Raw genomic sequence first — 20,611 nt, 5'->3', positions numbered from 1 at the left:
CGGGCATGGCGCTACAATCACGCTCATGAAGCCGATCCATTACGCCATTGCCCCGCTTCAACCGGAAGCGCACCTGTTCGCCGTCACCGTCACGGTAGACGCCCCCAATCCCGCCGGCCAGCAGTTCTACCTGCCGGCGTGGATTCCAGGCAGCTACATGATCCGTGACTTCGCTCGCAATATCGTGCGCATCCGTGCGCAGGCCGGCGGCAAGCCGGTGGCGCTGACCAAGCTGGACAAGCAGAGCTGGCAGGCGGCCCCGGTGGCCGGGCCGCTTACGCTCAGCTATGAGGTCTACGCCTGGGACTTGTCGGTGCGCGCCGCGCACCTCGACGCCACCCACGGATTCTTCAACGGCAGTTCCGTGTTCCTTTGCGCCGAAGGGCAGGAAGACCAGCCCTGCACGGTCGATATCCATGCACCCGCCGGCGAGGCTTATGCCGGATGGCGGGTCGCCACGGCCATGCGCGAGGCGCCCGGCCGCGGTGGCGCCAAGCGCTACGGCTTCGGCCGCTACCAGGTGGCCGACTACGACGAACTGGTCGATCACCCGGTCGAGATGGGCAACTTCACCATGGGCAGCTTCCGCGCCTGCGGCGCCCAGCACGACGTGGTGTTCACGGGCCGCGTGCCGCAGCTCGATCTCGAGCGTGTCTTGCGCGACCTGAAGCAGATCTGCGAAGCGCAGATCCGCCTGTTCGAGCCCAAGACGGAGGCCGCGCCGTTCCTCGACAGCAACCGCCGTTACGTGTTCATGACCATGGTCACGACAGACGGCTACGGCGGCCTGGAGCATCGCGCCAGCACCGCGCTGATGTGCGCGCGCGCTGACCTGCCGGCGCGCGGCAAGGCTGACGCCACCGAGGGCTACCGCACCTTCCTCGGCTTGTGCAGCCACGAGTATTTCCATACCTGGAACGTCAAGCGTATCAAGCCCGCGGCGTTCGTGCCGTACCGGCTGCGCGAGGAAACCTACACGCCGCTGCTGTGGCTGTTTGAGGGTTTCACCAGCTACTACGATGACCTGATGCTGGTGCGCAGCGGCCGCATCACCGAGAAGCAGTACGTGGAGCTGCTGGCAAAGACCTGGAACGGCGTGCTGCGCGGCAACGGCCGCACCAAGCAGAGCGTGGCCGATAGTTCGTTCGATGCCTGGACCAAGTACTACCGCCAGGACGAAAACGCGCCCAACGCCATCGTCAGCTATTACACCAAGGGCTCGCTCGTTGCCCTGGCGCTGGATCTCACCATCCGCACCAAGACCCGCAACCGCCGCTCGCTTGACGACATCATGCGCGCGCTGTGGCAGCGCTACGGCAGCGGCTTCTATGCGCCAGGCGCGCAGCAGCGCGGCGTGACCGAGGCCGAGGTGCATGCCTTGTTCGACGAGGTCAGCGGCCTGCGCCTGGGCGCGCTGCTGCGCTCGCTCACCGAAGGCACCGGCGAACTGCAACTCGCAGCGCTCCTCAAGCCCTTCGGCATCAAGGCGGTGCCGACCAAGCCAGAGCGCAACGCCGCGCTTGGCATCAAGACCAAGACCGAGGATGGTTGGGTGCGCGTGACCCAGGTGCTCGACGGCGGCGCGGCCCAGGCGGCCGGGATCTCGGCGGGCGACCTGCTGGCCGCGGTGGACGGCCTGCGTGTAGCCCCTGGCCAGCTCGACAAGCTGCTGGCGCGCTATCGCGATGGCGATAGCGCCGAGTGCCATGTGTTCCGCCGCGATGAGCTGCATGTGCTGCCGCTGACCTTCGCGCGCGAGCCGGCGGTGCAGTACACCGTGACGGCCGAAGGCGGCCGCCAGGCCATGCGTGCGCGCTGGCTGGGCCTGTAGGCCGATTAGCCCCCAACGCCGCCGATCGCCACCACATGCAATACGCGCACGACGCCCGCACCTTCGTTTATTCGCATTACGTGTATCGCGGGCTGCGCTCCGCGACCGGGGTGATCGGCGCCACGCTGATCGCCTTGCAGTTCTCAGACCTGCCCACCGCCATGGTGGTGTCGATGGGCGCGCTGTGCACCAGCCTGATGGACCTGCCCAGCCCGTTCAACCACAAGTTCAACGAGATGCTGGCCAGCGTGCTGCTGTGCACGGCGGTGACATTGGTGGTGGCCATGGCCACGCCGTTCCCGCGCGTGATGCCGCTGGTGCTGGTGCTGGTGACCTTCATGGCCGGCATGATGACGGTGTATGGCAACAAGACCTTGCCATTGCAGTTCTCGGCCTTGTTCGTCATGACGCTCACCATCAACGAGGACTTCGTGGTGCGGCGCGCGCTCGAGCATTCCTTGCTGTTCGGCATCGGCGCGGTGGCCTATATGGCGTACGCGATGGCGGTGAGCTGGGCCACGCAGCGGCGCACCAAGCAGCAGGTGCTGGCCGAGTCGCTGTACGAGATGGCCGGGTACCTGGAGATCAAGGCGGGTTTCTACGACGCCGGCAATGACTACGAGGCGCTGTTCAACCAGCTGGTGCGCCAGCAGATCGTGGTGGCGGAACGCCAGCAGGCAGCGCGCGACCTGGTGCTGCGCGGCAACCGCACTAAGCATGACGGGCTGCTGGTACAGGTCCACATGCGCATGCTGGACCTGTACGAGTACATCCTCTCCACCAATACCGACTACCCGCTGCTGCGCCAGACCTTCGGCAGCACGCCGGTACTCGATCACTTGCGCCGGCTGGTGCAGTTGATGTGCAAGGACGTGGAGGGGATCGCCTACGACATCACCCGCGGCCGGCCCTCCTACGCTTCCGTGGATTACCGGGAAGAGCTGCGCGCCGTCGCGCACGAGATCGCGCAATTGCGCTACCACCACATCAACCCGGCGGCGATGACGGCGGTGGCGGAAACACTCGACATGATCAAGGGCGCCATCGTGCTGGTGGAGCAGCTGCACGAGGCATCGCGCACGCCGGTGGAGCCCAGCAAGGTGCTGCCCGGGCCGGACATGACACCGTTCCTGACGCGCCAGCGCTACGAGCTCAAGGTGCTGCGCGACAACCTGAACTGGAAGTCGCCGGCGTTCCGCTTTGCGCTGCGCATCACCATGGCGGTGGGCGCGGGGCTGTGGATTGCGGAGCACCTGCCGTATGTGTCGCACAGCTACTGGATCCTGCTGACCATCATCGTCATCCTGAAGCCCAATTTCAGCATGACCAAGCAGCGCTACAACGACCGCCTGATCGGCACGCTGATCGGCTGCGTGATTGCGGTGGGCGTGCTCAAGGTCGTGCACCAGCCGCTGATCCTGCTGGGCGTGCTGTTCCTGGCGCTGGTGGCCAGCACGGCGTTCTCCACCATCAAGTACCGCTACACGGCTGTTGCCGCCTGCGTGCAGGTGCTGATCCAGATCAACCTGCTGGTGCCGGGCAGCTCCACGGTCGCGGGCGAGCGGCTCATCGATACCGTGATCGGCGGCGTGATCGCCACGGTGTTCAGTTTTGTGCTGCCCAGCTGGGAGTACCGCGCGCTGCCCGCGCTGGTGGAAAACGTGCTGCAGGCCAACCGCCGCTACATTGCCGCCACGCGCGATCTGCTGCTGCGCGTGGCCAAGGATGATTTTGCCTACCGGGTGCAGCGCAAGCAGTTCATGGACAGCCTGTCCGCGCTGATCGGGGCGTTCCAGCGCATGCTCGACGAGCCGAAGAGCCGGCATCGCGCGGTGGACAACCTGAACCGCTTCATCGTGCAGAACTACCTGGTGGCGGCGCACGTGGCCGCGGCGCGCATCCAGGTGCGCGAGCACTACGGCGAGCTGGACCTGCCGGCCGCCGAAGCCGCCATCCGCCAGGCCACCGATGCCGCAGCCAACAGCCTGCAGCTGGCCAGCGAACGGCTGGCCGAGGATGATCGTGCCGGCGGGCGGGGCGCGGGTTTCATTCGCGCGGTGAAGGACCCGGCGAAGGCGAAGGCGCCGGTGAAAGCCACGGAGACGGCAGTGCTGGTGGACGATCGCGTTGGTGCCAACGTGGCGGTCGCCGTTGGTGTTGCCCATGGTGCTGCGGACGGTGCCGGTGGCACTGACGTGGCGGCGGTGTCCGATGCCCAGGCTGTGCGCGCCGCCGATGCTTCCATCGCCACGCAAGCGCTCGCCGCGCCGCCCGCGGCCGAAGATGCCAGCGAGCGTCGGGCCCGCCTGGCCGATTCGGCCGACCGCCGCCGCGCCGATGTGCTGGTGCAGGCTGCGGCCTCGGGCGAGTTGAGCCGGGCTGCCAGCGAAGCCGGCAGCATTGCCAGCACGGCAAGCTCCACGGGGCGCACCGCCAATGCCATCCTGGAGCGCCGCCTGCGCGCGCTGCGCGAGGACACCGCCAAGATCGCCCTGCGCACCGGCGCGATCGGCAGGGCCATGCGCGAGCGCTAGGAACCGAAGAGGCCGTTTCCGAAAGATGCTGGCGCGCCTGGCGAGAACCGCTTCGCTTCATGTTGAATCGGCCGCCAGGACACCAAGAAAACCGGGCCGCGCCAATCAGGTTTGCGTACCCGCGCCCGGCGCCGGCTGCTCCTCGCGGGGCAGCGTCAGCATGCCGCTGTTGTAGCTGTATTCGTACACCTCGCCATAGCGGCCCCATTCGATTGCCAGCGTCAGCACGCGTTCGGCCTCGTCCGGCTTGAGGAAGGCTTCGAGCTCGCGCAGTACGTGTTCCTCGCGGATCTCGCCGTCCTCGGACTGCTCCAGTTCGCGGCGGATATGCGCGGCCAGCGCTACGTGCTGCAGCAGCTGCTTGCCGAACAACACCTTGCGCTCGGGCGGCTCCGTCTCGTAGTACGCGCGGCCCAGGCCGGTGGCGCTGATGTCGCCGCGCTCGATGGTGGCCAGTTGCAGCAGGTGCAGCGCTTCGCAGGCCGGGAGCAGATCATCGTCGGTGAGCCCGGCTTCCTCTGCCAGGTGCGGCAGGTCGGCCCTGCCAAAAAAGGGGGCTTCGCACAGCAGGTCGAGAATGGCCTCCATCTGGCTGATGTCGGCATCCGGCAGGCGGTAGCCGATATCGCGCGCGGCCGCCAGCGCGGTGACGCGCGGACCCATCGCCGCGGGCGATGTCATCAGTGTGTAGACCTCGTCGATCAGCCCGCGCACCTGGGAAGAGTCGCGGTTGCGCGGGCGAGGGAACGGGATCTTCACCTCGGCGCGGATGCGGCCCGGGTCGCTCGACAGGATCACGATGCGGTCGGCCATCATGACCGCCTCTTCGATATTGTGCGAGACGATCAGGATGCACTTGATATTGGTGCGGCCGTCTTCCCACAGGTCGAGCATTTCGTCGCGCAGGGTCTCGCCGGTCAGCACGTCGAGCGCGGAGAAGGCCTCGTCCATCAGCAGCAGGTCAGGCTCGGTCACCAGCGCACGGGCAATGCCCACGCGCTGGCGCATGCCGCCGGAGAGCTCGCGCGGCAGCGCGCTGTTGAACCCGGACAGCCCGATCATGTCGATCGCCGCCTCGGCCCGGCGCGCGCGTTCTTCCTTGTGCACGCCCTGGGCTTCCAGCCCGAGCTCCACGTTTTGCTGCACGGTGAGCCAGGGAAACAGCGCGAACGACTGGAACACCATGGCGATGCCTTCGGCGGTGCCGCGCAGCGGCTGGCCGCGAAAGTGCACCTCGCCGCGATCGGCGCCGACCAGTCCGGCCATGATGCGCAGCAGGGTGGACTTGCCCGAGCCGGACTTGCCCAGCATGGCGACGATCTCGCCGCGCTTGAGGGTCAGGTCCACGCCTTCGAGCACGGCGCGGTCCGAGCGGTCCGCGGTGCGGAAGATTTTCGAGACGCCGCGCAGCTCGACTACGGATTCGGTTGCGTCTGCGGTGGGACTTGCCATGATGGAGTTCCGTTCAGATTCAGGGCTTCAAATGGGTGGCGTATTGGGTGCGGGCGTAGGGCGGCTCAAAGACGCGTGCGTTCCTGCGCCAGCAGGTAGAGGCGGTTCCACAGCAGGCGGTTGAAGCCCACCACGAAGATCGCCATCACGCCGATGCCCAGCGCGATGCGGGGGAAGTCGCCCTTGGAGGTCATCTCCGCGATATAGCTGCCCAGCCCGGTGGCGACCAGCGTGCGGTCGCCCCAGGTGACGTACTCGGACACGATACTCGCATTCCACGAGCCGCCGGCCGCGGTCACCAGGCCGGTCAGCAAGCTGGGAAACACCGCCGGGACCAGAAAGCGCTTCCACAGCAGCCAGCCGCGCAGGCCAAAGTTGCGTGCGGCCAGCTTGAGTTCGGTGGGGATGCCGGACGCGCCGGCAATCACATTGAACAGGATGTACCACTGCGTGCCGAAAATCATCAGCGGGCTGAGCCAGATCTCCGGGTTCAGCCCGAAGCGCACGATCAGCATCACCACCAGCGGGAACATCAGGTTGGCCGGGAAGGCGGCCAGGAACTGCGCCACCGGCTGGGCGACGCGCGCCACCTTGGGGTTCAGGCCGATGCGGATGCCAATCGGTACCCAGATCACCGCGGCCAGCGCGATCAGCACGATCACCCGCACCATGGTCAGCGTGCCCAGCCACAGCACATGGCCCACTTCAGTCCAGCCCACCTCGGTGCGCACGAAGTGCATCACGCGGTACAGCGCCAGCATGGCAATCACGATGATGATGACGTTGCTAGCGCGCTCGATCCACATTGCGCGCCGGCCATCGTTGGCCTTCGGCGCCACCGCCTTGCGCCCGGATCCCCAGGCCAGCGTGCGCTCGGCCAGCGCCGCCGTGCGGCCCAGCAGCACGCGTACCCATTCCGAGCGGCGCAGCAGATTGAGCAGCCACGATTGCGGTTCGGTCTCCTGCGCCATGGTTTCGAAGCGGAAGCGGTCGGCCCAGGCAATCAACGGCCGGAACAGCAACTGGTCATAGAGGATGATGCCGATCAGCATGGCCAGGATGGCCCAGCCGATCGCCGCCAGGTTCTGCTGCTGGATCGCCAGCGAGATGTAGGAGCCGATACCCGGCAGCCGGATGTCGTTGCCAGACACCGAGATGGCTTCCGACGCCACCACGAAGAACCAGCCGCCGGACATCGACATCATCATGTTCCACAGCAGGCCTGGCATGGCGAAAGGCACTTCGAGGCGCCAGAACTTCTGCCACGGCGAGAGCCGGAACATGGCTGCCGCTTCCACCAGGTCGGTCGGGATGGTGCGGATCGACTGGTACAGGCTGAACGCCATGTTCCAGGCCTGCGAGGTGAAGATGGCGAAGATGGCAGCACATTCCACCCCGACCAGGCTCCCGGGGAACAGCGCGATGAAGCCAGTCACGGTGATCGACAGGAAGCCCAGCACCGGGATCGACTGCAGGATGTCCAGCGCCGGTACCATCACTTTTTCGGCGGTGCGGTTCTTGGAGGCGAGCGCCGCGAAGGCGAAGGAGAACAGCAGCGAGGCGCCCAGCGCAATCATCATGCGGATGCTGGTGCGCATGAGGTAGTAGGGCAGGTAGGCGATGTCCAGGTGCACATCCAGCGGCTCGCCGGGCTGGTAGGGCACATTCATCTGGCGCGCGGCAAAGGCCACCAGCACGATCACCGCAAGGATGATGGGCAGCAGCGCCAGGTCGAAGCGGTTCGGCGGCGCGGTCAGCAGCTGGCTGGCGTAGCCACGGGAAGTGACCGAGCTGGCCTGGTCGTGTTCGGCTTGCTGCATTATCTTGGCAGTGGAAACGTTGGCTGCGGTTGCCGTATGGGCCGGGTGGGGCCGGGCGGTCCGGGGGCCTGGATGGATCGGATCGGTGGTGCCAGCCAGGACGTAGGCGCCTTGCGCTGCGCTGGCTCAGGTTATGAACAGGGTTCTCGGGTTGTCAACAGCGCGCCTTGCGCGTTGTTGTGCTGCGGACGTTACCTGCGTGGGCCTGCCCTTACTGGTAACGCTTTGCATGGCGGTCTAGTTTACCTGTTATGCGTGTCGTAACCGTTTCAACGGACGTTTCAGCGCTCGCGCGCGGCAAGGGGAAGCCAGATGGAAACATGGCACATCGTGGTCAAGGGGAGGGTGCAGGGCGTGGGCTATCGTGTGGCCTGCGCGGGGCAGGCCGGGGCGCTCGGCATCAACGGCTGGGTGCGCAACCGGCGCGATGGCTCGGTCGAGGTCATGGCCTATGGGCCGCCTGATCGGCTGGAGGCCCTTTGCAACTGGATGCGCCGCGGGCCGCCGGACGCGCAGGTCAATGCGCTAGTGGCGTTGCCCGGCGCGGGTGAGTTCGAGGATTTCGACTGCCTGCCGACCGCTTGAGAGGTGCCCGGCAGGCAGGCGGCTGCCCGGCGGCTCAGGTGGCGCGCCAGTCCACCGGCGCGGCGCCGTGCCGTTGCAGCCAATCGTTGGCCAGCCGGAAGTGTCCGCAGCCCAGGAAACCCCGGTGTGCCGACAGTGGTGACGGATGCGGCGCTTCCAGCACGCAGTGCGTGCCGGCCAGCAAGGGCTTCTTGGCTTGCGCGTGGCTGCCCCACAACAGGAAGACAAGGTGCGGGCGCGCGGCGGACAAGGCCTGGATCAGGCAGTCGGTCACTGCTTCCCAGCCGCGCTTGGCGTGGCTGGCGGCCTGGCCTTGCTCCACCGTCAGCACGGTGTTGAGCAGCAGCACGCCCTGGCGCGCCCAGCCTTCGAGATTGCCTGAGGCAGGCACGGCGCCGCCTTCATACTCCGCGGCGATTTCCTTGAAGATGTTGCGCAGGCTGGGCGGCACGCGCACGCCGTCCGGCACCGAGAAGGCCAGGCCATGCGCCTGCGGAATCTCGCTGCCGTTGACTACGCCGGTGCCGTGATACGGGTCCTGGCCAAGGATGACCACTTTGACGGTCTCGGGCGGCGTCAGGTGCAAGGCGTGGAACACGTCATGCGGAAAGACCGGCTTGCCGCTGGCGCGCTCGCCGTCGACAAAGGCGGCCAGTTCCTGCCAGCCGGCGGTGTTCATGCAGGGGGCCAGCAATGCGCGCCAGGCCGCAGGCAACGCGGCGGCTTGCTCTGACAGGCTGGCGGCGGCCGGGGCAGGCACGGTGGCGTTTTCGATGTCGGCTGCGGCAGCGGCCGGGGCCGCGAACAGGTCGGCCTGTGCGCTGTTGTGCTTGGTCATGCTGGAGGAGTACCTGGTTTTTTTTGGAGGGGCGAGAGGGCGCAGGCGCACCAGCTCAGGCGCGGCCGGCACCGGCGGCGAGCCGATAGCCGCGCGCGGCCTTGCTCTGGTCGGACGGCTTGAGGGGCGCAACGTGCTGCAGGCGCAGCGCCAGCGCACGCAGCGCGGCTTCGGCCTGTGCTTGCGTGGGAGCGTGGCCGGTGGCGCCAGGCAGCCACTCAAGCTCCAGTTCCTGGATCGTCTCCCGCGCGGCGCTTCCCGGCGCTGAAATCGTCCCGACGTCGAGCGCGGCTTCGATGCGCACCCCGTCCTGTTCTACCAGCCAGGTGCGCCGCGTGAAATCGGTGCGGAATACCGGTGCCAAGGTTGTGGCCAGTGGCGCCAGCAAGGCGCGCGCCTCGGGCGGGAAGGCGGCCAGCTCGATGGCTTCGGCCGCCACCCTGGTTTCCCACTCGTGGCGGGCGGCCAGCCCGGCTTCGCTCTTGCCCGCGGTCTTCAGCGTCTGCAGCCATTGCTCGCCGCGGCGGCGCAGCCGCAGGGCGGCGCGTGCGCTGGCGAGGTCGCGCGCGGGCGTGTCAAGGTAGACGTTAAGCAGCGTGTGCTCGCCGCGCGCCTGTCCTTGTGCATCCAGCCAGGCCGCCAGCGCCGGCATGGCACCGTCCGGCACCGCCAGCTTGAGTTCGATTTCCTGGGCCATTGTGGTTTTATGTTTCCGTTCAGGCGAACAGGCGGGCCAGCTCGACACCCGGGTCGGGCGCGCGCATGAAGGCCTCGCCCACCAGGAAGGCGTGCACATTGGCGTCACGCATGCGGTGCACGTCGTCCGGGCCGATGATGCCGGATTCGGTCACCACCAGGCGGTCGTCGGGGATGCGCGGCAGCAGGTCCAGCGTGTTGTCGAGCGATACCTCGAAGGTCCGCAGGTTGCGGTTGTTCACGCCCAGCAGCGGCGTTTTCAGGCGCAGCGCGGCGTCGAGCTCTTCGCCGCCGTGCACTTCCACCAGCACGTCCATGCCGAGCTCGTGCGCGCAGGCTTCCAGTTCGGCCATCAGGCCCGGGTCCAGCGCGGACACGATCAGCAGGATGGCGTCAGCGCCCCAGCAGCGCGCTTCATAGACCTGGTACAGGTCGATCATGAAGTCCTTGCGCAATGCCGGCAGCGGGCAGGCGCCGCGGGCGCGCTTGAGGAATTCGGCGTGGCCCTGGAAGAAGTTCACGTCCGTCAGCACGGAAAGGCAGGCCGCGCCATGCGTGGCATAGCTCTCGGCAATGGCCTCCGGCACGAAGTTCGCGCGCAGCACGCCCTTGGAGGGCGAGGCCTTCTTCACCTCGGCGATCACCCCGGCGTTGCCGGCGGCGATCTTCTCGCGCAGCGCGCGCTCAAAGCCGCGCGGCGCCAGGCCCGGCTCGGCGCGCAGGCTCTCGGCCTCGGCGCGCAGGCTGGGCAGGTCGCGCTTCTTGCGCGCCGCGTTCACTTCGTCGGCCTTCACGGCCAGGATTTTCTGCAGGATATCGGACATGCGGTAATTCTCTCGCGGGGCTGGATGGCTCTGGCTTACTTGAACTGCTGCGTGGCGCGCACGAACTGGTCGAGCTTCTCGCGCGCCGCGCCGCTGGCGATGGCCTCGCGCGCGCGCTGGATGCCGTCCTCGATCGAGCTGGCCACATTGGCCGCGTACAGCGCCGTGCCGGCGTTGAGCGTGACGATCTCGCGCGGGGTGCCGGGCACATCGGTGAGCGCTTCCAGCAGCATTTCCTTGGACTCGGTGGCGTCGGCCACCTTCAAGCCGCGGTTGGAGATCATCTGCAGGCCGAAATCCTCGGGGTGGACTTCGTACTCGCGCACTTCGCCGTCCTTGAGCTCACCCACCAGCGTGGCGGCGCCCAGCGAGACCTCATCCATGCCGTCCTTGCCGTAGACCACCAGCGCGTGGCGCGCGCCCAGGCGCTGCATCACGCGTACCTGGATGCCGACCAGGTCGGGGTGGAACACGCCCATCAGGATATTGGGCGCGTCGGCCGGGTTGGTCAGCGGGCCCAGGATATTGAAGATGGTGCGCACGCCCATTTCCTTGCGGATCGGGGCGACGTTCTTCATGGCCGGGTGATGGGTCGGGGCGAACATGAAGCCGATGCCGGTCTGCTCGATGCAGTGCCCGACCTGCTCCGGCGTCAGCATGATGTTCACGCCCAGTGCCTCCAGCACATCGGCGCTGCCCGACTTGGAGCTCACGCCACGGTTGCCGTGCTTGGCAATGCGCGCGCCGGCAGCGGATGCCACGAACATCGACGCGGTGGAAATATTGAACGTGTGCGAGCCGTCGCCGCCGGTGCCGACGATGTCGACGAAGTTCTCGCGGTCCTTGACGGGCACCTTGTTGGCGAACTCGCGCATCACCTGCGCCGCCGCCGAGATCTCGCCGATGGTCTCTTTCTTGACCCGCAGGCCGGTCAGGATGGCCGCAGCCATTACCGGTGACATCTGGCCCTGCATGATCTGCCGCATCAGGTGCAGCATCTCGTCATGGAAGATCTCGCGGTGTTCGATGCAGCGGGTGAGGGCTTCCTGGGGCGTGATGGACATGGCGGTCTCGGTCTTTGCGTTGGTGTGGGCCGCGCCAGGGACAGGCGCGTCAGGCGTATCGAGCAGTCTCATCGGGGCGCCTTGACGAAGTTGGCCAGCAGCGCATGGCCATGCTCTGACAGGATGGACTCGGGGTGAAACTGCACCCCCTCGATGGCGAGCGTCTTGTGGCGCACGCCCATGATTTCGCCATCCGGTGTCCAGGCCGTCACTTCCAGGCAATCCGGCAAGGTCTCGCGCTCGATCGCCAGGGAATGATAGCGCGTCACGTCGAAGTGCTTGGGCAGGCCGGCGAACACGCCTTCCTGCGTGGTCTCGATGCGGCTGACCTTGCCGTGCATGACCTGCTTGGCGCGGATCACCTTGCCGCCGAAGGCTTCGCCGATGGCCTGATGGCCCAGGCACACGCCCAGCATCGGGATGCGGCCGGCAAAGTGCTGCAGCACTGCCACGGAAATGCCGGCTTCACGCGGGCTGCACGGGCCGGGCGAGACGCAGATATGGTCGGGCTTGAGCGCCTCGATCTCTTCCAGCGTGATTTCGTCGTTGCGATAGGTGCGCACGTCGGCGCCGAGTTCGCCGAAGTATTGGACGATGTTGTAAGTAAATGAATCGTAGTTGTCGATCATCAGCAGCATGGCGGTTCCCCTGTTCCCTTTACCTTAGATATCCGAGTCCAGGCCGTCCTGGACCTGCTCGGCGGCGCGGATCACGGCACGCGCCTTGGCTTCGGTTTCCCTCCATTCGGCTTCGGGGTCCGAGTCCGCAACGATGCCGGCGGCGGCCTGCACATAGAGATTGCCGTCCTTGACGATGCCGGTACGGATCGCAATCGCCAGGTCCATCTCGCCGCCGAAGGACAGGTAGCCCACCGCACCGCCATAGATGCCGCGCTTGCGCGGCTCCAGCTCGTCGATGATCTCCATTGCGTGCACCTTGGGCGCGCCCGACAGCGTGCCGGCCGGGAAGGTGGCGCGCAGCACGTCGAGGTTGCTCATGCCGGGTTTGAGCGTGCCTTCCACCGAGCTGACGATGTGCTGCACGTGGGAGTATTTCTCGATCACCATCTGGTCGGTGACCTTGACCGAGCCGATCTCGGCGATGCGGCCGATGTCGTTGCGCGCCAGGTCGATCAGCATCACGTGCTCGGCGATTTCCTTGGGATCGTTGAGCAGCTCGGTGGCCAGTTGCGCGTCCTTCTCCGGCGTGTTGCCGCGCGGACGGGTACCGGCCAGCGGGCGGATGGTGACGATGTGATCCTCGCGCTGGTCGCCGTTGCTGCCCACGCGGCGGGTTTCCTGTCGCACCAGGATCTCGGGCGAGGCCCCCACGATCTGGAAGTCGCCAAAGTTGTAGAAATACATGTAAGGCGACGGGTTCAGCGAGCGCAGCGCGCGGTACAGCGTCAGCGGGGAGTCGCGGTACGGCTTGACCAGGCGCTGGCCGATCTGTACCTGCATCATGTCGCCAGCCATGATGTACTCCTTGGCCTTGTGCACGGCGGCGAGGTAGTCGGCCTTCTCGAATTCGCGGTAGACGTCGGTTTGCACCGAGGGGCTGGTGATGGGCACGTCCACCGGCTGGCGCAGCTTCATGCGCAGCTCGCGCAGGCGCTGGCGGGCGCGGGCGTAGGCTTCCGGCGTGGTTGGGTCGGCGTAGACGATCAGGTAGAGCTTGCCGGACAGGTTGTCGATCACGGCCAGCTCTTCGCACAGCAGCAGCTGGATGTCGGGCAGGTTCAGGTCGTCCGGCTTTTGCGTGTTGGCGAGCTTCTTCTCGATATATCGCACCGCGTCGTAGCCGAAGTAGCCGGCCAGGCCGCCGCAAAAGCGCGGCAGGCCGGGGCGCAGGGCCACCTTGAAGCGCTTCTCGAAGTCGGCGATGAAGTCGAGCGGGTTGCCTTCATGGGTTTCCACCACGCGGCCATCCGTGACCACTTCGGTGCGCATGCCCGAGGCGCGCAGCAGGGTACGGGCGTGCAGGCCGATGAACGAGTAGCGTCCGAAGCGCTCGCCGCCCACCACGGATTCGAGCAAGAAGGTGTTGACCCCGCGCGTTTGCGATTGCGCCAGCTTCAGGTACAGCGAAAGCGGCGTTTCCAGGTCGGCGAAGGCTTCGGTGATCAGGGGGATACGGTTGTAGCCCTGCTCGGCCAGCGATTTGAATTCCAGTTCGGTCATGTCGATCCTCTTGTGCGGCGGCGCCTGTCATTTCAGTATGGCGCACGTCGCGATGTCGGCAACTTGGGGCTGGAAGGTCGTCAGACCCGCCACGGAGAGACCATGGCGCGGACGAGTGTCCACGCACGGCCGGGGTGGGCGTGCAGCGCGTTCGGATGACACCGGCGCAAGAGCTGGATGTCGGGCGGCTGGAAAATCAGAGAAGGTCCGGCAACCTGCCGGTCTGGCCGGCCCCATCCTGGTGCGGATGCATCGCGGGGATGCGGGAAAGGGGCGGTCAGGAGACTCGCGAACGCACTTTACGCCTGTTGGGAGGCGCGCCAGCGACGCCAGGGCCAGGCCTGCCGATCACTGCCAGAAGAGATGCGTTTGCGGTTCAGAAACATGAAATCGTGTTCAGCGATTTATGGTTTGGATGTTGGGTGGTGCTTTTGCTTCGGCGGCCTTGCGGCCGCCGGGGTCATGCCCGCTGCGCCGCCAACAGCTCGGCAACGCGAACAATGGAATCGACTATACCATCGGCGTCAACGCCTTGTACAGGATTGCCGTGGTTGTAGCCGTAGGGCACAAGCAGCACTCCCATGCCCGCCGCGCGGGCTGCCTGCGCATCGTTTTCCGAGTCGCCGATCGCGGCCATTTCGGCCGGCTCCAGGCGGAATGCCTCAGCCACCTTGAGCAAGGGCAGGGGATCCGGCTTGCGCAGGGCGAAGGCGTCGCCGCCGTAGACCAGCTCGAAGAACCGGCCCAGCCCGGTCTTGGCCAGCAGCGGCTCGGTGAAGCTATGCGGCTTGTTGGTCACGCAGGCCATCCGAAGGCCGGCTGCCTTCAGGGCCGCCAGGCCTTCCGCGACGCCGGGGTAGACCTGCGAGAACTGACCGTTGATGCGCAGGTATTCGCGGTCGTACAGCGCCAGCGCATCGGCAAACATGCCGTTGGCGTGGGCCGGCGGGAAGCGCGCATCCAGCACGCGCCGGATCAGGTTCTCCGAGCCCTTGCCGACGAAGCTGACGATCTCTTCCTTGCTCATCGGCGCGGTGTCGCCAAGCTGCGGATGCAGGTGGACCAGCGCCTTCAGCATGGCATTGACCGCCGCGTGGAAGTCGCCGGCGGTGTCCACCATGGTGCCGTCCAGGTCGACGATGACGCCGCGGATGCCGCGCCAGTCGGTGCGCTTCATCTGCGCCGAGCTCATTGGCCTGCCTTGCCGACCTTGGCCAGCTCGGTGCGCATGGCCGAAAGCACGCCCTTGTAGCCGCCGTCGGCGTCCGGCTTGCCGAACACGGCGGAACCGGCGACAAAGGTGTCGGCCCCCGCAGCGGCGATCTCGGCGATGTTGTCGATCTTCACGCCACCGTCCACTTCCAGCAGGATGCGGCGTCCGGTGCGCTCGGCGTACGCGTCGATGCGCTTGCGGGCTGCGCGCAGCTTGTTGAGGGTCTCGGGAATGAAGGACTGGCCGCCGAAGCCGGGGTTGACCGACATCAGCAGGATCACGTCGATGCGGTCCATCACGTGGTCCAGGTGGTGCAGCGGCGTGGCCGGGTTGAACACCAGGCCGGCCTGGCAACCGTGTTCGCGGATCAGCGCCAGGGAGCGGTCGATATGCTCGCTGGCTTCCGGGTGGAAGGTGATGATATTGGCGCCCGCCTTGGCGAAGTCCGGAATGATGCGGTCCACCGGGCGCACCATCAGGTGCACGTCGATCGGGGCGGTCACGTGGGGGCGGATCGCCTCGCACACCAGCGGGCCCACGGTCAGGTTCGGCACGTAATGGTTGTCCATCACGTCGAAATGGATCCAGTCGGCACCGTCCGCGGTCACGCGCCGCACTTCCTCGCCCAGGCGGGCAAAGTCGGCGGACAGGATGGACGGGGCGATGCGGTAGGTGGGCGTGCTCATGGCGGGGCTCGAAAGGAGGGTACTTCAAGGGGGAAGCCGGTATTTTACCCTCCCCGCGCGGGGCGCCGCTGCCACCGGACAGGCCGCTTGCGGCGGCTTAGCTTGCCGCCCCCGGAGCCATGCCGCACAATGCGGCTACCCTGATCCCGCCTCCTATGTGTCGACAATGAGCGAATACGCGTTTTCCGTGGCCGTACGTACCCAGTACCTGGCCGACCAGTCCGACCCTGAGCGCGGGCGCCATGCCTTCGCCTACACCATCACGATCCACAATACCGGCGAGGTGGCTGCGCAGCTGATCTCCCGGCACTGGGTCATCACCGATAGCGACAACGGCACCCAGGAAGTGGCTGGCCTTGGCGTGGTCGGGCACCAGCCCCTGCTCAAGCCGGGCGAGCATTTCGAGTACACCAGCTGGGCCACCATCTCGACCCCGGTGGGCTCGATGAAGGGAGAGTATTTCTGCGTGGCCGAGGATGGCCATCGCTTCGAGGTGCCGATCCCCGAGTTTGCGCTGGTCCTGCCGCGCATGTTGCACTGAGACGTTGTATTGAACGCGACGGAACCTATTGGCCCGAAGCGCTGCCCTGATCCTGTTGGGCGCGCGCCGTGCCTTGTCCTGCATTTCCTCCATGGCCCGCACGCGACGGATGATCGTCCGGCGCGCGGCTGGGGCGCGGGTTCTTCTTGGCCGTGCCCATGGTCCAGACCACGATGAAGATCAGCAGGAAGAGCGCCAGTCCGGCCTCGAGGGCGAAGAGCAGCATGGGATGGGCTTCGAAGAACTTGCTCATGACAGGGCTACGTGGAGGCGACGGTGGGCATTGTAGGCCATCGGCAGATGCGTCCGACCGCGATACGCTGAGTTTTCACCCAATCAAGATGGCATACCTGCATTCCCTTTTCCGACTTCCTTTTTCGTCTTCCCGCATCTCGTCGGGACAGGCAGATGCCGCTGCCCGCAGCCGCCGGCTCGGCTGGCTCGGGCTTGCGGCCGCCGCCACGCTGCTGGCCGGCTGCATGAGCGGCCCGCCGCCACGCATCGAAGGCCCGGGCACCCGGCCCGTGGCGCCGCCGACCGGTTCCACCCAGAAGGGCGTGCTGCAAGCCGCCAGCTGGGGCGAGATCGGCGGCTGGGGCCAGGACGACATGCGTGCCGCCTGGCCGGCGCTGCAGGCCAGTTGCCAGGCCCTGAAGAAGCGCGCCGAGTGGAACCGCGTCTGCGCGCTCGGCCTGATGGTCGATGCCGGCGACCTGGGCGCGATGCGCGCCTACTTCGAGTCCAACTTCCAGCCCTTCCGTGTGGTCAACGGCGATGGCACCGATAGCGGGCTGATCACCGGCTACTACGAGCCGATCCTGCACGGCGCACGCACGCGCCAGGGACAGTACCAGGTCCCGCTGTATCGCAAGCCGCCCCAATGGGGCAACCGGGCGCTGCCGGCGCGCGGCGAACTGCTGCAGAACCCGGCCCTGCGCGGCCAGGAACTGGTCTGGGTGGATGATCCCGTGGAAGCCGCGTTCCTGCAGATCCAGGGTTCCGGCCGGATCCGCCTGCAGGACGGCAGCGTCATGCGGGTGGGCTTCGGCGGCACCAACGACCAGCCGTTCCGCTCCTTCGGCAAGTGGCTGCTCGACCGCGGCGAGATCACGCCGGCGCAGGCCACCATGCAAGGCATCAAGGCCTGGGCGCGGGCCAACCCGGGGCGCGTGGATGAAATGCTCAACGTGAACCCGCGCTTCGTATTCTTCCGCGAGCTGCCGCCTAATAACGATGGCCCGGTCGGCGCGCTGGGCGTGCCGCTGACAGCCGAGCGCTCCATCGCGGTCGATCCCGCCACCATCCCGCTGGGCGTGCCGGTCTTCCTCTCGACCACGCGGCCGCTGTCGTCCGAGCCGATCCAGCGCCTGATGTTCGCGCAGGATACGGGCTCCGCCATCAAGGGCGGGGTGCGGGCTGACTTCTTCTGGGGGGCTGGCGATGCAGCTGGCGAGACCGCTGGGCGGATGAAGCAGGGCGGGCGCATGTGGGTGCTGATGCCGCGCAGCTAGGGCATGAACGCAAGGGCCGGCCATTCCTTGGCCGGCCCTTGCTGCTACCTCTCTACTCCAATGCTTCAGCGCGGGCGCTGGTCGACGATGCGCCGCGCCTTGCCCACCGAGCGCTCCACGCCGCCGCTAGGCAGGATTTCGATGCCAACGGTCACGCCGATAAAGGCCTTGATGTCGTAGGTCAGCTGGGCACTGGCCTGATGCGTGGCCGCCGGGTCTACGCCATGTGCGCATTCCACACGCACGGTCAGCACATCGAGATGGCCATCCTTGGTCAGCACGCACTGGTAGTGCGGCGCCAGTTCGGCGTGCTTGAGGATTAGCTCCTCGATCTGCGAGGGGAACACGTTGACGCCGCGGATGATCATCATGTCGTCGGTGCGGCCGGTCACTTTCTCCATGCGGCGGAAGGCGCTGCGGGCGCTGCCGGGCAGCAGCCGCGTGAGATCCCGGGTCCGGTAACGGACGATCGGCAGGGCCTCCTTGGACAGCGACGTAAAGACCAGCTCGCCGAATTCGCCGTCGGGCAGCACCTCGCCTGTGACGGGGTCGATCACCTCCGGGTAGAAATGATCCTCCCAGATGGTCGGGCCATCCTTGGTCTCCGCGCACTCGCTGGCCACGCCCGGCCCCATGACTTCCGACAGCCCGTAGATATCCACCGCCGAGATGCCCATGCGCTTCTCGATGGCCAGGCGCATCTCGGGCGTCCACGGTTCCGCGCCGAAGATGCCGACCTTGAGGGAACTGGAGGTCGGGTCGATGCCCTGGCGCTCGAACTCGTCGGCGATGGCCAGCATGTAGCTGGGCGTGACCATGATCACTTCCGGCTTGAAGTCCTGGATCAGCTGCACCTGCCGCTCGGTCTGGCCGCCACCGAACGGGATCGCGGTGAGCCCTGCCTTTTCCACGCCATAGTGCGCGCCGAGTCCGCCGGTAAAGAGCCCGTAGCCGTAGCTGATATGCACCTTGTCGCCGCGCCGCGCGCCGGCCGCGCGGATCGAGCGCGCCACCACCGTGGCCCAGGTGTCGATGTCTTTCAAGGTGTAGCCCACCACCGTGGGCTTGCCGGTTGTGCCTGACGAGGCATGGATGCGTGCCACGCGGTCCTGCGGCACGGCGAACATCCCGAATGGATAGCTATCGCGCAAGTCCTGCTTGGTGGTGAACGGAAAGCGGGCGAGGTCGGCTAGCGTGCGGATCTGGTTCGGGTGGACGCCGGCGGCATCGAACTTGCGGCGGTAGACCGGCGAGTTCTGATAGGCGTGGTTGAGCGACCATTGCAGGCGTTCGAGTTGCAACGCCTGCAATGCGTCGCGGCTGGCGGTCTCGATCGGCTCGAGCGGCAGATCTGTCAGGCGCGTCATGGTGTCTCCTGCGCGGGGCTTATGTTTGCTTGTATTTGTCTGTGTCCGGGCCAGGCATCACTGCGCCGCGTCCGGCGGGGTGACCACATGCCCCTTGATCTGCGCGGACTTGCCGCGGAACATCGCCACCGCCTCGCCGGCGCGGTTGGTCACCCGGATATCGTAGATGCCATGCCGGCCCGACAGCACCTGCTCCGTGGCTTCTGCCGTCAGCACGTCGCCGCCTTGCACGGGTTTGAGGAACTCGATGCTGCAGCCTGCCGCCACCGTGTTGATATTGTGGCTGTTGCAGGCGAAGGCAAAGGCCGAGTCGGCCAGCGTGAACATCAGGCCGCCGTGGCAGATGCCGTGGCCGTTGAGGAACTCCCGGCGCACCGGCATGGACAAGCGCGCGTAGCCGGGCCGCACGGCCTCGACGATGATGCCCAGCCAGCGGCTGCAGGCATCGGCTTCGTACATGCTGGCGGCGGCGCTTTCCGCGAGGGCCTGGGGATTGTGGGTCAAGCTGGTCTCCTGTTCTGGTTGTTGGCTGCGCCGCGCTGCGGTATTGGCGATCCTATCGCCCGGTGAAGCGCGGTGCGCGTTTTTCCAGGAAGGCGTTCACGCCCTCGGCATAGTCGGGCGACGCGCCCAGCTCACGCTGCAGGTCGCGTTCCAGGTCGAGCTGGGCATCGAGTCCCTGGCTCGCGCCGGCGTACATGGCTTGCTTGATGGCGGCCAGGGCGCGCGTCGGCTGGGCCGCCAGGTGCGTGGCCAGCGCCAGCGCCTGCTCGGGCAACAGCGGGTCGTCCATGGCCTCCCAGATCAGCCCCCACTTCTCGGCCTCGTCGGCGCTGAGCTTGTCGCCCGTCATGGCCAGGCCCACGGCGCGGGCCATGCCGATGCGCTTGGGCAGCAGCCAGGTGCCGCCAGAATCCGGCACCAGCCCGATCTTGACGAAGGCCTGGATAAAGCTGGCCGAGCGCGCCGCCAGCACCATGTCGCAAGCCAGCGCCAGGTTGGCTCCCGCGCCGGCCGCCGTGCCGTTGACGGCGGCAATCACCGGCAGCGGCAGCTTTTGCAGGCGCCGGACCAGCCGGTTGAACCACACATCGATCAACTCACCCAGGTCGGTCATGGCGCCGGGCGTGAAATCCAGGTCGGCCAGGTCCTGCCCCGCGCAGAAGCCGCGCCCGGCACCGGTCAGCAGCAGGGCGCGGGCGCCGCCGGCCTCCACATGGTCGAGTGCCTGCTGCAGCACGGCGTGCATTTCGCGGGTAAAGCTATTGAGCTTGTCGGGGCGATTCAGCGTGATGACCGCAACCTGGCCATGCCAGGCGAGCAGTATCGGGCCGGAAGTCAGGCTGGCTTGCGGGGGCGTAGCTGGCATCTTTCGTCTCCTGCCATGTCAGTGGAGGCTATGTCCGGCGGCACGCGGTCACTTATATATAAGAGGATCCGGATCGCCACTTAAATTAACCGACCAGTCG

At 66.8% G+C, this 20,611-nt stretch carries 19 protein-coding genes; 5 read left to right on the top strand and 14 right to left on the bottom strand.

Translation table 11 applies throughout. The features are described 5' to 3' along the window. Positions 1–25 precede the first annotated feature (25 nt). Together F7R26_RS18275 and F7R26_RS18270 are read left to right on the top strand one after the other, a co-directional pair. Entirely contained in the window at positions 26–1,831 is a 1,806-nt protein-coding gene (locus tag F7R26_RS18275; RefSeq protein WP_150985651.1) for a M61 family metallopeptidase, read from the top strand. A gap of 35 nt (positions 1,832–1,866) precedes the next feature. Next, positions 1,867–4,365, top strand: a complete 2,499-nt coding sequence (locus F7R26_RS18270) for an FUSC family protein (RefSeq protein ID WP_150985650.1) — start codon at positions 1,867–1,869, stop codon at positions 4,363–4,365. A 105-nt stretch (positions 4,366–4,470) separates the two neighbouring features. Here the strand turns inward: F7R26_RS18270 and F7R26_RS18265 are convergent, their stop codons facing one another. Beyond that, positions 4,471–5,817: an ABC transporter ATP-binding protein gene (locus F7R26_RS18265; RefSeq protein WP_150985649.1), complete on the bottom strand. Its 1,347-nt coding sequence runs from the start codon at positions 5,815–5,817 to the stop codon at positions 4,471–4,473. A 65-nt stretch (positions 5,818–5,882) separates the two neighbouring features. Beyond that, positions 5,883–7,637 carry an ABC transporter permease gene (locus F7R26_RS18260; protein ID WP_150985648.1) on the bottom strand — a complete coding sequence of 585 codons (1,755 nt, stop codon included), beginning with the start codon at positions 7,635–7,637 and terminating at the stop codon, positions 5,883–5,885. 312 nt (positions 7,638–7,949) lie between these two features. Between F7R26_RS18260 and F7R26_RS18255 the strand changes: the two genes are divergently transcribed. Further along, positions 7,950–8,222 (top strand): acylphosphatase, encoded by a 273-nt coding sequence (locus F7R26_RS18255; RefSeq protein WP_150985647.1) that lies wholly within the window; start codon positions 7,950–7,952, stop codon positions 8,220–8,222. Positions 8,223–8,256: 34 nt separating this feature from the next. Here the strand turns inward: F7R26_RS18255 and F7R26_RS18250 are convergent, their stop codons facing one another. From F7R26_RS18250 to rpe, 8 genes are all read right to left on the bottom strand, one after another. Then, positions 8,257–9,060, bottom strand: coding sequence for a uracil-DNA glycosylase (locus F7R26_RS18250; protein ID WP_150985646.1), 804 nt, complete (start codon positions 9,058–9,060; stop codon positions 8,257–8,259). 55 nt (positions 9,061–9,115) lie between these two features. Continuing rightward, the gene (locus F7R26_RS18245) at positions 9,116–9,757 is read right to left on the bottom strand and encodes a CYTH domain-containing protein (protein WP_150985645.1); all 642 of its coding nucleotides are present in this window, start codon (positions 9,755–9,757) and stop codon (positions 9,116–9,118) included. Positions 9,758–9,776: 19 nt separating this feature from the next. Beyond that, entirely contained in the window at positions 9,777–10,580 is an 804-nt protein-coding gene (trpC, locus tag F7R26_RS18240; RefSeq protein ID WP_043349935.1) for an indole-3-glycerol phosphate synthase TrpC, read from the bottom strand. Positions 10,581–10,615: 35 nt separating this feature from the next. Continuing rightward, positions 10,616–11,644 (bottom strand): anthranilate phosphoribosyltransferase, encoded by a 1,029-nt coding sequence (gene trpD / locus F7R26_RS18235; protein WP_006162588.1) that lies wholly within the window; start codon positions 11,642–11,644, stop codon positions 10,616–10,618. 68 nt (positions 11,645–11,712) lie between these two features. Next, positions 11,713–12,282, bottom strand: a complete 570-nt coding sequence (locus tag F7R26_RS18230; RefSeq protein WP_006162587.1) for an aminodeoxychorismate/anthranilate synthase component II — start codon at positions 12,280–12,282, stop codon at positions 11,713–11,715. A 24-nt stretch (positions 12,283–12,306) separates the two neighbouring features. After that, positions 12,307–13,824 (bottom strand): anthranilate synthase component I, encoded by a 1,518-nt coding sequence (trpE, locus tag F7R26_RS18225; RefSeq protein WP_150985644.1) that lies wholly within the window; start codon positions 13,822–13,824, stop codon positions 12,307–12,309. Between the two features lie 460 nt (positions 13,825–14,284). Continuing rightward, positions 14,285–15,016, bottom strand: a complete 732-nt coding sequence (gene gph, locus F7R26_RS18220; RefSeq protein WP_150985643.1) for a phosphoglycolate phosphatase — start codon at positions 15,014–15,016, stop codon at positions 14,285–14,287. Then, positions 15,013–15,723, bottom strand: coding sequence for a ribulose-phosphate 3-epimerase (gene rpe, locus F7R26_RS18215; RefSeq protein ID WP_150985642.1), 711 nt, complete (start codon positions 15,721–15,723; stop codon positions 15,013–15,015). The genes gph and rpe overlap by 4 nt, the downstream gene beginning before the upstream one ends. A gap of 166 nt (positions 15,724–15,889) precedes the next feature. Here rpe and apaG point away from each other — a divergent pair, with 166 nt between their 5' ends. Continuing rightward, on the top strand, positions 15,890–16,264 hold the full coding sequence (gene apaG / locus F7R26_RS18210; protein WP_006162582.1) for a Co2+/Mg2+ efflux protein ApaG: 375 nt from the start codon (positions 15,890–15,892) through the stop codon (positions 16,262–16,264). A 25-nt stretch (positions 16,265–16,289) separates the two neighbouring features. Here the strand turns inward: apaG and F7R26_RS18205 are convergent, their stop codons facing one another. Next, positions 16,290–16,517: a hypothetical protein gene (locus F7R26_RS18205; protein ID WP_150985641.1), complete on the bottom strand. Its 228-nt coding sequence runs from the start codon at positions 16,515–16,517 to the stop codon at positions 16,290–16,292. An 88-nt stretch (positions 16,518–16,605) separates the two neighbouring features. Between F7R26_RS18205 and mltA the strand changes: the two genes are divergently transcribed. Beyond that, positions 16,606–17,775, top strand: a complete 1,170-nt coding sequence (gene mltA / locus F7R26_RS18200) for a murein transglycosylase A (RefSeq protein ID WP_150985640.1) — start codon at positions 16,606–16,608, stop codon at positions 17,773–17,775. 65 nt (positions 17,776–17,840) lie between these two features. Here the strand turns inward: mltA and paaK are convergent, their stop codons facing one another. Genes paaK through paaG form a run of 3 tightly spaced genes read right to left on the bottom strand, consistent with a single transcriptional unit; the run spans position 17,841 to position 20,511 of the window. After that, positions 17,841–19,142, bottom strand: a complete 1,302-nt coding sequence (paaK, locus tag F7R26_RS18195; RefSeq protein ID WP_150985639.1) for a phenylacetate--CoA ligase PaaK — start codon at positions 19,140–19,142, stop codon at positions 17,841–17,843. 57 nt (positions 19,143–19,199) lie between these two features. Then, entirely contained in the window at positions 19,200–19,646 is a 447-nt protein-coding gene (paaI, locus tag F7R26_RS18190; RefSeq protein ID WP_150985638.1) for a hydroxyphenylacetyl-CoA thioesterase PaaI, read from the bottom strand. 52 nt (positions 19,647–19,698) lie between these two features. Next, entirely contained in the window at positions 19,699–20,511 is an 813-nt protein-coding gene (gene paaG, locus F7R26_RS18185; protein WP_241754359.1) for a 2-(1,2-epoxy-1,2-dihydrophenyl)acetyl-CoA isomerase PaaG, read from the bottom strand. Positions 20,512–20,611 lie beyond the last annotated feature (100 nt).

Source organism: Cupriavidus basilensis (genome assembly GCF_008801925.2).
In the GTDB taxonomy this organism is placed as follows: domain Bacteria; phylum Pseudomonadota; class Gammaproteobacteria; order Burkholderiales; family Burkholderiaceae; genus Cupriavidus; species Cupriavidus basilensis.
Note: the sequence above shows the minus strand (reverse complement) of the source record. Positions and strands in the feature narration are given on the sequence as shown.